At 69.1% G+C, this 12,813-nt stretch carries 8 protein-coding genes; 3 read left to right on the top strand and 5 right to left on the bottom strand.

Translation table 11 applies throughout. The annotated features are described in order from the left end of the window. Positions 1–68 precede the first annotated feature (68 nt). Complete coding sequence (locus OHT51_RS26385) at positions 69–902, bottom strand: DUF6585 family protein (RefSeq protein ID WP_328881389.1); 834 nt, start codon at positions 900–902, stop codon at positions 69–71. Next, the gene (locus OHT51_RS26390; protein WP_328881390.1) at positions 899–2,146 is read right to left on the bottom strand and encodes a BTAD domain-containing putative transcriptional regulator; all 1,248 of its coding nucleotides are present in this window, start codon (positions 2,144–2,146) and stop codon (positions 899–901) included. Before OHT51_RS26390 ends, OHT51_RS26385 begins: the two co-directional genes overlap by 4 nt. Positions 2,147–2,373: 227 nt before the next feature. On the opposite strand from OHT51_RS26390, the gene OHT51_RS26395 reads away from it, so the two are divergent. The 3 genes from OHT51_RS26395 to OHT51_RS26405 all read left to right on the top strand — a co-directional run bounded on the left by OHT51_RS26395 (position 2,374) and on the right by OHT51_RS26405 (position 7,687). Continuing rightward, on the top strand, positions 2,374–4,926 hold the full coding sequence (locus OHT51_RS26395; protein ID WP_328881391.1) for a helix-turn-helix domain-containing protein: 2,553 nt from the start codon (positions 2,374–2,376) through the stop codon (positions 4,924–4,926). Positions 4,927–5,106: 180 nt separating this feature from the next. After that, on the top strand, positions 5,107–5,874 hold the full coding sequence (locus OHT51_RS26400) for a PE-PPE domain-containing protein (protein ID WP_328881392.1): 768 nt from the start codon (positions 5,107–5,109) through the stop codon (positions 5,872–5,874). Positions 5,875–6,115: 241 nt separating this feature from the next. Beyond that, on the top strand, positions 6,116–7,687 hold the full coding sequence (locus OHT51_RS26405; protein WP_443052557.1) for a hypothetical protein: 1,572 nt from the start codon (positions 6,116–6,118) through the stop codon (positions 7,685–7,687). A 398-nt stretch (positions 7,688–8,085) separates the two neighbouring features. Here OHT51_RS26405 and OHT51_RS26415 read toward each other — a convergent pair whose 3' ends face one another. The 3 genes from OHT51_RS26415 to OHT51_RS26425 all read right to left on the bottom strand — a co-directional run bounded on the left by OHT51_RS26415 (position 8,086) and on the right by OHT51_RS26425 (position 12,743). Then, the gene (locus OHT51_RS26415; protein ID WP_328881395.1) at positions 8,086–8,916 is read right to left on the bottom strand and encodes a YqeB family protein; all 831 of its coding nucleotides are present in this window, start codon (positions 8,914–8,916) and stop codon (positions 8,086–8,088) included. A 162-nt stretch (positions 8,917–9,078) separates the two neighbouring features. After that, positions 9,079–9,330: a hypothetical protein gene (locus tag OHT51_RS26420; RefSeq protein WP_328881396.1), complete on the bottom strand. Its 252-nt coding sequence runs from the start codon at positions 9,328–9,330 to the stop codon at positions 9,079–9,081. Between the two features lie 263 nt (positions 9,331–9,593). Next, positions 9,594–12,743, bottom strand: coding sequence for a DUF3427 domain-containing protein (locus OHT51_RS26425; protein ID WP_328881397.1), 3,150 nt, complete (start codon positions 12,741–12,743; stop codon positions 9,594–9,596). Between the last annotated feature and the right edge of the window lie 70 nt (positions 12,744–12,813).

The following is a 12,813-nucleotide window of genomic DNA, read 5'->3' on the forward strand; positions in this document are numbered from 1 at the left end:
GAAGTGAACTCACTGTAGAACGGGCCGGTTTCACGGGACAAACCATTTGTGTGCTCGGCGGGCTGTGCTCAGTTCCGCTTGTCGTCGTCCCGCCGGTGCGGCGCGGTCGCGGCGAGGTGCTCGGCGAGGGCCTGGAGGACACAGAGGTTCGGGATCCCGGAGGCGACGGTTCCCCACACCTGCCACCTTCCGGCGGCGGTGCGCACCCCGAAGGACCCGTTGAGGACCTCGATCCGGCGGACCTGCTCCCAGCGCAGGGAGGCCCCCCGGGAGCCGACCGCCTCCCTGGTGACCCACACGGGGCCGAACGCGAGCCGCGCCCCCTCGGCCAACGCGGCCAGGGCCCGCGGCAGCTGGGCGTCGGTGACGGCCCGGCGGATCTCCGGGCCCCACACCTCCGGGTGGCCGAAGTCGCCGCAGCGCAGCACCATCCGCTCACCGTCGACATCGACGAGTACGTAGGCGCGGGCGAGGCCCTGCGGGGACAGCACCCGGCGCCGCCGCACCACCGTGCTGTCGTACCGCACGACATGAATCCGCCCGGCGCCGGCGACGGTCAGCCCGCGCTCGTACAGGTCCAGCCGCGCACGTGCCCTGGCCCCTGCGGGGCCGCCGCCGACCCTCAGCAGTCGACGCACGACCCCGACCGCGGCGCCCCGGCCCCCGGGCCCGGCTCCCCAGCCCCCGGGTCCGGTGAACGGCGCCCCATAGGTGGCCTGCCGCCTGCCGAGCCGGGCCCGTCCGGCGGCTTCGGAGACCCTGGCCAGCAGCAACTGGGCGGCGCGGGCGGGGGAGGGGTTGCCCGGGCGGGCGGCGGAGGGGTCGTCGCCTGCGCGGGTGGGGAAGGGGTCGTCGTCGCCTGCGCTGTCCGCGGAACGGTCCCGGTGACTCCCGTCGCTCACGCCGCACCTGCCTGACCACGGCGGGGAGCGGTGCCGTTACGGCGGGAAGCCCTGCCGTTCGGCCTCTGGCCCGTGCCGTCCGGCCCCTGCCCCCTGCCGACCCGTCCCTGGCCCGTGCCGACCCGCCCCTGACCCCCACCATCCCGGCCCCGCTCTCCACCGTCCCGGCCCCGCCCTCCACCCTCCCCCCGCAGCACTGACCACCGTGCCCGGCACAGCAGTTCCCCCGGGGGCACCCCCAATTCGTCCGCGAGGCGGCGGCCGGTGCGGTTGAAGACGGACAGGGCCTCGGCGCGGCGGCCGTCGCGGTTCAGGGCGTGCATCAGCAGTGCGGCGACGGGTTCGTTGAGTGGCTGTTGGAGGGCCAGCTCGGACAGGCCGGCGGTCGCTTCGGCCACCCGGCCGAGCCTGAGCTGCCACTGCGCTTTCCGCTGCGCCAGGGCGACCCGGCGCTCGACGAGCCGCAGCCGCTCCAACTCCGCCAGGGGCCCGGGCAGTCCGGCCAACGGCTCACCACGGAACAGATCCAGCGCCCGCCCGCACAGCCGCACCGCCTCGGCCGGATCACCGGCCCGCTCGGCAGCCCCGGCCGCGGTGACGAGTTCCTCCATGCAGGTCACGTCCACGTCGACCGCCCCGGGCGCCAGCCGATAGCCGTACCGGTCGGTCCTGATCACCGAGTCCTGGCACTCCCCGAGCCGCAGGCCCTTGCGCAGCCGGTAGACGTAGACCGGTACGACGTTCCCGCCGGGCGACTCCATCCCCCATACGCCGTCCAGCAGTTCCTGCCGGCTGACCGACCGACCCGGGCTCAACGCGAGCGCCGCCAGCACGGCCTGCTGCCGGACCGGCCCCACGTCCACGTGCTCCCCGGCGAACCGGGCCCGCAACGGGCCGAGCAAGGAGACCCGGAGCCGTGTACCGGGCGCCGCTGGGCCGGTCCGTGCGTGGACCGTCGTCCCCCGTCCCGCCGCCCGCCTGCGCGGCCCCTGTCCCGGTACGACCAGCCCGCAGTCGAAGGCGTGCACGATGGCGGCGGTCCGGTCCCGCAGCCCCAACTTCACCAGGACGCGTCCCAGTTGCCCGGCCACCTCATGCTCGGGCAGCGCGAGCGCGTCGGCGATCTCTGCGTCCTCCAGGCCGCATCCGAGCGCGTAGAGCAGCTCGCGCTCCTGTGAGGTGAGTGCGTGCGGGGTGAGGGCGGTCGCGCTCGGGTGTCCCTGGGGTGCGGTCGTCGTCGGCATGGCGGTTCCCCGTTTCTCCGGACCGGGCAAGGCACTGGCTGCAATCGGCAATCGGCAATTGCTGCGCACTCGCCGCCCTTGATCCGGTCGATCCCGTTGGTCCTCTCGAAGGTGCCGTGGTGGAGGAAACGTGGACAGGACATTGAGGCGGTCATATGTGGCCGGTGGCCGCGCTAGAGTCCCTCACCTGCGAAAAGTCGACATCCCAGGGGGAAGGGTCGTGACTTGTGGCCGGTGAGTTAGGCGAGTCCGAGGCGTTCGGCGAGGTGCTGCGACGGCTGCGGGTCCGGGCGGGGCTGACCCAGGACGAGCTGGCGGAGAACTCCGGGGTGAGCGAGCGCACCATCCGCCGCCTGGAGACCGGCAACCGTACGAACCCGCGCATGACCACGGTGCAGGAGCTGGCCAGGGCGTTGCCGCTACGGCCGGAGGAACTGGAGCAACTATTCCGCGCCGCCGTCCCCAGGAACCTGGACGGCGGCCAACAGAGCGGCCAACAGAGCGGCCAACAGGGCGATCAGCAGAGTGAGCAGCAAGGCGACCAGCAGGACGGGGCCAAGGAGGAGCCCGGCACCAGTTCTACGGCCGTAACGGATGCCGACGCCGATGCTGACGCCAACCCCGACGCCACCCCCAACCCCAACGCCGAGCCCGCCGCCGGCCCCACCCCCGACCCCCCGTACGCCCCACCGACCGAGCCTTCCTCGACACCCCCCGACCCCGCTGAGCAACTCGCCAAGCAGGTAGCCGCCCGCTGGCAACGCGAGGAAGAACAGCGCCAGGTCCAGGACCCGTTCCCGCTCCCCGTCCGCTGGCGGACGGCGTCCGAGGCAGTGACCGACCACTGGGCCAACATCCTCCGGCTCCCCGCGAGAGGCACGGCCGACCCCCTCGACCTGGACGGCCAACTGGACGAGATCAGCGACACCTACCGGCGCATCCCGTCCGGACGCCTCGTCGTCCTGGGCAGATCCGGTTCGGGCAAGACGATCCTGGCCCTGCGCTTCGTCCTCGACCACCTGAAGTCGCGCACCCCCACGGAACCCGTCCCGGTGATCTTCAGCATCGGTGCCTGGAACCCCACCACCCTCACCCTGCGCGACTGGCTGACCGGCCAGCTGACGCGCGATCACCCGGGTTACGCCGCACGGGGCCCCGGCCGGGAGAGCCTGGCCTCCGCGCTGGTCGAGTCCGGCCGCATCCTCCCCGTACTGGACGGCTTCGACGAGATGGCCGACGGTCTGCGCCGCCCCGCACTCGAGGCCCTGAACGCCACCACCCTCCCCCTGCTGCTCACCAGCCGCCCCGCCGAATACGCCGCCGCCGTCGCCGAGACCGACGTACTGACCGCCGCCGCCGCAATCGAACTCACCGACCTCACCCTCGACGACCTGGCCGACTACCTGCCCCGAACCACCCGCAAGACCGACCGCGCGGACCCCGCCGCGAACGCCTGGAGACCCGTACTGACCGAACTGGCCAGGCGGCCACACCACCAGCCGCACCAGCAGCCGAACGAGCCGCACCAGCACCCGAACCAGCCCCACCAGCAACCGGAAAGTGACCCCACCTCGCCGCTCGCCGAGGTCCTGGCCACCCCCCTGATGGTCGCGCTCGCCCGCACCATCTACAGCGACACCCCCGACCACGACCCGGCATCACTCCTCGACACCGAACGCTTCGGCACCCCGGAGGAGTTGGAGGACCACCTCCTGGACAACTTCATCCCCACCGTCTACCGCCACCGACTCCACCGGAGCCCGACCGGCAAGCCGCCCCCGGACTTCGACGCGGAACGCGCCCGGCACTGGCTCGGCTACCTCGCCCACCACCTGACCCGGCTGGAAACCCCCGACCTCGCCTGGTGGCGACTCGGCAACGGACTGAGCCGCTCCACCCGCACGCTCGTCACCGCCCTCGTGACCGGCCTGGCGATCGGCCTCGTCGACGGGGCCGCCGGTCTCGCCATCGGCGGCATGCTCCTGGGCTCCATCGTGGACGCGTCGGCCGTCGGGCTCCTCGCCGGCCTCATGTTGGGGCTCGTGCACTGGCTGACGTACTCGGTCAAGGGGAAGCACGTAACGCCGTCCGCCGTCCGCTTGCAGATCCGCGGCAGACCGGAGTCCACCGCATGGAGGGCCGGCCCCCGACTGCTGATCGGCACACTGGGCGGAGGGTTCTTCGGATTCGCCTACGGCTTCGTGGCGGGCGTGGTCAAGGCGTACGGCTGGCAAGCCGCACTCCCGACCTGCCTGCGTATCGGGCTCGTCGACGGACTCGTCTTCGGCGTCGTGTTCAGTGCCGGGGCCGGCCTGACCTTCTGCCTCCTCGGTGTCCTCGAAAGCCCCCTCGACCTCGACTCCGTCGTCAGCCCACGCAGCCTCCTCAACACCAACCGCGCCACGGTGACCACCCAACTGCTCGTCTGGGCACCCACCTTCGGGGCGGTGGTCGGGTTCGGCAGCGGTGCGGCGATCGACCTCCTGCAGGGGCCCCTGGGCCCGCTCGTCTGGTCCTCCGACGCCAGCCTCGTGCTCGGCATCATCAGCGGCCTCGGCGGCGCCCTCGGATACGCCCTCACCCTGACCGCCTGGGGCCAGTGGCTGGTCCTCACCCGGATCTGGCTGCCGTTGACCGGACGCCTGCCCTGGGCCGTGATCACGTTCCTGGAGGACGCCTACCAGCGCGGAGTGCTGCGCCAGGCAGGGGCGGTCTACCAGTTCCGGCACGCCCGCCTCCAGCATCACCTGGCCCGACGCCATCGGGATCGGCATCGATAGCTGGATCGGCATCGGTAGCGGCAACGCCGTCGTCGTCGCCCCGGCTTTCACGACGATTTCATCGCCTCTCCCTAGCGTCTCGCGCCACAGCACCAATCAGTAGGAGCCACGACGGCCGACGCCATCGGAGTCACGACCTCGGCGTCACCTCATCGGCACCACGGACACAGGGGGACACCCATGCCCAAAGCGAACCGACTCATCCGCCGCGCCAGGACCGTCGCCATCGCGGCGGCGATGACGGCCGCCGCCGCCCTCACTCCCACCGTCGCGCAGGCCGACGAGGCACCCGACCACTACTACATCGAGCTCGGCGGCACCGGCTCCGCACAGCCCGCGCCCGCCTGCACCGGGACGTTCTACTACGCCAACCAGCACCTGGAGGAGGGCGCCGAGGTCGTCCCCGTCTGCTACCCGGCCAGCGCCGGCCCCTGGCTCAACGGCCAGAACGCCCCGGACATCACCGCGCCGAGCTACGACAACAGCGTTGCGCAGGGCTACGGCAACCTCCTGGCGGCCGCCGAGGAGACCCACCGCAAGAACCCGACCGCGCGCCTCACCATCGTCGGCTACTCCCAGGGCGCACAGGCCGCGGACGCCGTACTGGAGACGATCGCGAACGGCGGCACCGCCATCCCGCGCGAGCTGGTCGACGGCAAGCTCTACGCCGACCCGAAGCAGCCCGGCACCGGCATGTGGGCCAAGGTCCCCAAGGGCCTGGGCGCACTCGGCTTCACCTCCACGGGCCCCGGCCCCGACGAGTTCCAGGGCGTCCCGGTCGCCCGCTTCTGCATCCGCGGCGACCTGGCATGCGACGCCACGACCCCCGTGGCCGCCCTCGACTTCTTCCTCACGGACAAGCACAGGCGCTACGCCCTGGACGGCAACGTGATGGCGCAGACCATCGCCAAGCAGGGCCTCAACGGCGTGTTCTGGTACGAGTCCTGACCTCGCCGGGGCACCCGGAGGGGAGGGGGCGGAGGCCGGCGGTTGAACCTCGGCAACGACTGCGGAAGCCGACCGGCAATCGGCTGTGACTCACGTCACCGCCACCCCCTGAAAAGAAAGCGGGTGCCACCCCCGCGGTGCTGGCATGCTCATGCGTGACTACTGGGGGGTAACCGCCGTCTGCGCACAGCGCGGCAACGGCCGTACGGGCACGCCTGGATGACCGGCGTGCCCGCTCCCCATGTGTCACCTCCTGAAGCGCACCCCCATACCCCGCTCCCGAGGAACACGCGTGCACAGACCCAAGCTCAAGCGGCATGCCCTACTGACGGCAGCCACCCTCGCGGCCGTGCTCATCACGGGCTGCTCGACCAACTCCCCGACCACGACCGACCCGGCGGCCAGGGCGGCGGCCGAGACCCCGGACCCCGCCGCGGCCCAGGAACAACTCGCCGTCGTATCGGCCCCTTCCGGTACGGCCACTCCCACCGCAGTCGCCGACGGAGGTGAGGGAGGCACGGCGAAGAAGTCGTCCCTCAAGGTCGCCTCGTACGACAGGAAGTCCGGACGGGCCGTCATCTCGTCGCCGCCCGTGCCGAAGCCGCCGGCCGCCCCGTCGACCAGTGCCAGCCTCTCGCCCACCCCGCCCGCGGAGCCCTCGACCAGCCCCTCTGCCTCCGCCTCCGCTTCCGCACCCACCCAACCCTCGGTATCCGTCGGCGACTTCATTGCCAGCGCCCCGGCTCCCGGCGCCCCCGACGGCGTGCTGGCCGAGGTCACGCAGGTCGTGGGCGCCACGGAGGACGGCGATACGACGGTCGACACGGAACCGGCGAAGCTCAACTCCGTGCTCGGCGAGAGCAAGGCCAAGGGCACGGTCCCGGTGGACCCGTCGGCCATGGAGGTCGAGCCCCTCCTGAAGGGCGTGAAGGTCTCCTGGGCGAAGACCGGCGACCTCCACTTCGGCCCCGAGGGCGCGAAACTCCCGCTGGGCAGCCTCCGCATCGACGTGGGTGCGGCGGTCGCCACGGCCGAGGGCGCCCCGGCGTCGGCGGCGGCCTCGGTGGAGGGCTTCGTGCAGCTCGCGCCGGAGGTCGCGTTCTCGTACGACGGTTCCGGCGACGGCACGGGTGCCTCGCCCGGCGGCGCCTTCCTGGGCCTGTCGGGTGACTGGGCCTCGAAGTGGTCCCTGAAGGGCCGCGCCGCCGGCTCGACCAACGAGCAGCCGATCCGCATCCCCTTCGCCGAGCTCCACTCCGACCCGGTGATCCAGGTCGGCCCGATCCCCGTCGTCGTCAACCTGGACCTCACGTGCTACATCCAGGTGAACGCGGACGGCCGAGTCACGGTCGACGTCGAACAGGACGTCAAGGGCGACTTCCGCGTCGGCGGAACCTTCTCCTGGGCCAAGGGCTGGACCCCGGTCAGCGAGTCCGAGATGACGGGCGAGGCCCTCAAGGCCACGGTCACCGCGGCCGGCGACGTCAAGGCCGCGCTCGGCGCCGAGGCCACCGTGGGCCTCTACGGCACCGTGGGCGTCACCGCCGACCTGGCCCCGTACGTCCGCGCCCACGCCGAGGCATCGGCGGAGGGCTCCTCCGACGGCACGGGTTCGGTCACCGGCACCTACGCCCTCTACGGCGGCGTGGACCTGACCGGCTCCCTCCAGCTGCAACTGACCATCTTCGGCACGCCCATCTTCCAGAAGAAGATCCCGCTGGGGGCCCTGAACCGTGAGTGGCTCCTGACGGAGGGCAAGGGGGAGGCGGCGACAACCGGCCCGCCATCGACAAGAACGAGAACGACCGGCTGACCTCGCGCGGGCCGCGCCGACCGTCACCCACGTCGGCGCGGCCCGCGCTCGCCTCGCGGCCGTACGGCGTCAGTCGCCCGAGCCGGAGTTCGAGCCGGACCTCGACCCACGTCCGGAACGCCCCAACACCCGCACCACCTCGCCCAGTCCCAGGGTCACGGTGGCCACCCCACGAACCCAGCGTGGTCCGCCCCGAGACGCCCACACGACACACACGCACCCTGCGACGGCGAGCAGGAGAACGCCGACCAAGACGAGCACGATCATGCTCATCCCCCTTCTTCCTCTGTGGTCCGCGCAATACTCCCAGCCGACGCTCGGCCCCGGCCCTCCGGCCCAGGTGCGCCGTTGCTTCAGGACTGTTGAGGGGGATGGGGCATCTGAGGCACCTGAGGCGTCTAAGGCATACGCCAGTACTGCCGCCGCTTCTCGTCCCGTACGACCACGCCGAGCCGCAGCAGCTCCCCACGCAGCTCCCTGGCGTCCTCGGCACCCTCGTCCTTCTCCCGGGCCGCCGCCCGGGCCCTGAGCAGTGCGTCCGCCCCGACGGGCAGTCCGGGCATCCCTGGAACCCACCGCCGGAACTCCTCCCGGTGCGGATCCTCATCGGCCCACCGGTAGCCATGCTCGGCGAAGGCATCGGCGACCCGCTGCCAGGACAGCCCGCACTCCTCCCGAGCGATCTCCATACCGTCCGCCCCGAGCAGCACGAGCTGCTTACCGTCCCGCACCACCAGGGCGATCTCATCCCGCCCGAACTCCTGCGAAGAGTCCCTGACCCTGAGGACGACACGACCGGCGGAGACACTCAGCGCCAACGACTCGTGCACGGCGACGAACCCCACCACCAGCCCCACCAGCGCCCCCACCCCAACGCCCCCGACGCCGAGCCACGGCTCCGGAACGGACGTCAACAGCTCGGCGGGCCCCTGAAGGGGCGCCCAAGCCAACGTCACGAGCCACTTCGCCAGAAGAGTGACCAACCACCCGACCACGGCCCCGCACCCCACGCAGAAGAGGGTGAGAAGCCAGGCCGACTCGGCGAGCACAGTGCCCTTGCCGACGGCGGGCCGCCCCATCGCCGCGCGCCCCGCATCCCCCGTAACCTCCATGCCCCCCGTCCGTCCGTGTATCCGCTGCTGCTGCTGCTGCTGCTCATCTCCCGCGTCCGGTCCGGTCACCGGCACGGCGTAGCGCCCAGTCTGACGACAGCCCGTACTGCCTGTCATCGTCCGATGGTCTACGGCGCTGCGACTTTGGTTGCCTGCGACTGGTCCGTTGGTCCGGGGAGGGTCGCCCGGTGATAACAAGACGTAGGGCCCGGTGCCCGGGCTTGCGGCCCGGGCACCGTGGCCCTTTTTCGCATAACTGCGCGACGGATAAGCCGTCGGTCAGTGGTGGCAATCGGAGCCGACGTCGTTGTACATCGCGCCCGGGCTGCCCTCACCGTTGACCAAGTTCCCCGCAAGACCGGGGAGCACCCCGACCTGACCGAGAATGTCGATGTTCAGGTCGTGGGACTTGCAGTGCCCATGCCCATGACCATGGCCGTCGGCGGGCAGTGCGGTGGCGGTGCCGGTGGCTATGAGGCTCAGAGTCCCGACCATCGCGGCCGCAACAGCGGCCTTCTGAAGCTTGCGCATGTCTCCTCCTTGGGTCGAGTAGAGCGCACACTAAAGATCCACATTGCGCTCATTTCGGAGGCTAATCCGATATGCGTCGTGGCGCTCATTGGGGCTGCCATACGGGGTACGGTCGTGAGGGGTCATCAGCTTCGGGTGTGAGGCCTCGTCAGTCGGGGCGCCTGGTACGCGGGTGGTTGGTGCAAGTGAGCAGTCATGCCGCGGGGAGTGAGAGCGCGTCAGTTTCGAGGCTGAGATCGGTGAGGCGGTGAAGGCTAAGTCGGCTAGCTTGCGGTGATGCCCGAATACGACCACACGTCTGCAGGCAGCTCATAGTGCAGCTGCCACGTGATGGCCATGGGCTTGCTGCCCTCGTGCTGGACATACGTCGCCGGGCCGAGCAGCATCCAGGGCTGGGCCTTGCCGATATCGGTGTCTTTGTAGCGCCGCATGAACAGCAAAACGTGGCTGCCGCGTTGCTGGTGCTGCTGGTAGCGCAGGCCAGTGGGAGAGGTGGCCACGGTCGTGCTCTGGGACTCCCAGTGGAAGAGGGAGGGACTCAACGCGTAGTCCTTGTAGCGGACTGTGGGGGAGAAGTCCTTCTCATTCTTCTCAAGGGTGATCAGCAATGCATCGGTCTGGTTCTGCTCGTCCCACAGGACGCCCTGTGCAAAGGAGCCGGGCATCTGACCGCCGAGGCGGGCGACACCGAGTGCGGCGAGGATCTCCGAGCGGTTGTATGCGCTGTGGATCTTCAGGGGGATGTGGGTGTGCGGACCCTCCAGTGGGAGGGGGAAGTGGTCGGCTTGCCCCATCGCGTGGTCGAGTACCTGTCGCAGTTCGCTACGGAAAGCTCGCTGCCCACGGAGCGATTCGAGCCCTTCCGTATACGAGCTGAACCCGCCAGCCTTATCCCAGAGGTTGAAGAACAGCATGCGTGCGTACGTCTGGTCTGTAGCGCTCAGCGACTCATACGTCGGTGCGTCATCGCTCAACAAGCGGGTGTAGGCATCGGCGCGCTGGCGGTCGTCGACGTGCAGAAAGGCATGCACACGCTTCAACAGGTCCTCTTCGCCGGCTTGTTCAGGAAGCTCGGCCAAGCCAGCGCGGCGTAGGACCGTGGTCCACGAATTGCTCGACTTATACAGCTCCCGTATTTCACGGCGACTCTCCTTGAGGTAGTCGGCCAGGAGCAACGTGTCGAAGGCCCTCACCTCCTTCGCGAGAGTCTGGACGGTCGCCTTGATCTGGGTGCGTATGTTGTCCAGCACCAGCCTCTTGGACTTACCTTCAAGGATGATCTGGCAGCCGGAAGGCAGCAGAGGGAAGTCGTGCTCGGCATGCTCAAGGAGCCGGTTGCGCGACAGGTTGGTCATCGCGCGGAACTGCTCCTCGAACCGGAACTCGGCACGATGTTGGCCGATGAAGTCGAGCACAGTGAGTACGGGCTTGTCCGGGGTGCGGCGCAGGCCTCGACCAAGTTGTTGAAGAAAGACGGTGGCGCTGCTCGTGGGGCGTAGAAGGAGAAGCGTATCGACGTCGGGGACGTCCAAGCCCTCGTTGAAGAGGTCTACGGAGAAGATGACTTGGATCTCTCCGGCTTTGAGCTGGGACAGAACCTGGTCACGGACTTCGGGCCTGGAAGCGCTGTCCAAGGCTGCAGCCCTGAAGCCTGCATCTTGGAAGCACTTTGCCATGAAGTGAGCGTGCTTCTTGCTGACGCAGAATCCGAGTGCCCGCATGCTCAGCGGATCGGACACCTTGTCCCGCACCTGCTTGATGACGATACGAGCGCGCGCATGATCGGCCGAGAACAGGTCGCCGAGCTGGCTCTGGTCGTATGCACCAGAGCGCCAGTTGAGGCGGGTGAGGTCCGTGCCGTCGGGCACGCCGAAGTAGTGGAACGGGCAGAGAAGGTCATTGTCGAGGGCCTCCCAAAGCCGCATCTCGGCGGCGATTCGGCCTTCGAAGAACTCGTCCTGCACGTTCAGGCCATCTGCGCGCTCGGGAGTGGCGGTCAGACCGAGGAGTTGCTTCGGCTTGAAGTGGTTGAGAACGCGGCGATATGTCGTAGCCGTAGCATGATGGAACTCGTCGATGACGATGATGTCGAAGTGTTCCGGGTCGAACTGGTCGAGTCGCTGGTCGGTGAGCGACTGAACGCTAGCGAAGACGTGCTCCCAGTCGCTCGGTAGCTCGCCGCTGAATAGCACCTCGCCGAAGGAGGCGTTGTCGAGTACTTCGCGGTACATACGGAGTGACTGCAGCAAGATCTCCTTGCGGTGTGCCACGAAGAGTAGCCGTGGGTACTTCCTACCGCCCAATTCCTTGTGCAGGTTGCGGTAATCAAGGGCGGCCATGACTGTCTTGCCCGTACCGGTGGCGGCGACAAGCAAGTTGTGCTGGTGGCCTCGTACCTCACGCTCGACTCGCAGTCGCTCCAGCATGTCGGCCTGGTGCGGGTGCGGGCGAACCTCAAGGCCCGAGAGGCTGATCTTGAAGTCTTGGCTTGACGGCGCACCGCCTGCCACGGTCAGAGCTTCGTCCAACTTGCGGGCGTCGCGATCGGGGTCGTAGGACTCGAAAGCGATGTCGTTCCAATACGCGTCGAAGGTGGCCTCGAATTTGTTGAGGACGACTGGGGTGGCCACTGATGACAGGCGTACGTTCCACTCTAGGCCGTCGAGGAGGGCAGCCTTGGAGAGGTTGGAACTGCCGACGTACGCCGTGTCGAAACCGCTCTTGCGTCGGAACAGCCAAGCCTTCGCGTGGAGACGGGTCGAGCGGGTCTCGTAGTTGACCTTCACCTCAGCGCCGAAGTCGCGGACCAGCCGGTCGAGTGCGTGGCGGTCGGTTGCCCCGATGTAAGTGGTCGTGATGACTCGGATCTTGACACCGCGATCCCTGGCGGCGCGGAGAGAGTCTTCGAGTACGCGCAGGCCGTACCACTTCACAAAGGCGCAGAGCAGATCAATGTGGTCCGCTGTGGCTAGCTCAGCGCGCAGCTCACTGCCGAGGTTCGGGTCCTCGGGGGAGTTGGTGAGGAGGGCTGTCTCCGAGAGAGGCGTCAGCGGGCGTATCGCGTAGACGCCGGGCGCCTCCTTCTCGGCCAGAGCGAGAAGTTGGCGAGGTCCGTCGGAGATCAGATCCGGCGTGTCACTGCCTTCGAGGTCGGTCGAGTTGGATGCGAGCGACTCGATGATCCGGTTGGCGACGGCGACGCGCTTGTCATGGGGCAGCTGACTTAGCCGCCGACTGACGGCCTGACTGATGTGGCGGGCGAGTACGTGGGGTGACGATTCTTCGCTGACCTCTTCGTCGATGGCCTGCCAACCAGCTGCGCTCAACCGCTCCACTTGCCCCAGCACGCGTTGGGTGACGAGTTCCTCATAAACACCCGCGACAGGCTGCGACAGATCCCCCGGCTGAGCCACGCTGTTTCCCCAATCCCCGACGCACAGCAGTGGCTCTGTTGTAGCAGGTGGTACCGACATTCCCCATGGA

The organism is Streptomyces sp. NBC_00299 (genome assembly GCF_036173045.1).
GTDB lineage: Bacteria > Actinomycetota > Actinomycetes > Streptomycetales > Streptomycetaceae > Streptomyces > Streptomyces machairae.

Bases quoted from the DNA above. Each gene is read 5' to 3' on its own strand.
- OHT51_RS26390 (WP_328881390.1), bottom strand. From the start codon at position 2,146: ATGCCGACGACGACCGCACCCCAGGGACACCCGAGCGCGACCGCCCTC.
- OHT51_RS26405 (WP_443052557.1), top strand. From the start codon at position 6,116: ATGTGTCACCTCCTGAAGCGCACCCCCATACCCCGCTCCCGAGGAACA.
- OHT51_RS26420 (WP_328881396.1), bottom strand. From the start codon at position 9,330: ATGCGCAAGCTTCAGAAGGCCGCTGTTGCGGCCGCGATGGTCGGGACT.
- OHT51_RS26415 (WP_328881395.1), bottom strand. From the start codon at position 8,916: ATGACAGGCAGTACGGGCTGTCGTCAGACTGGGCGCTACGCCGTGCCG.
- OHT51_RS26400 (WP_328881392.1), top strand. From the start codon at position 5,107: ATGCCCAAAGCGAACCGACTCATCCGCCGCGCCAGGACCGTCGCCATC.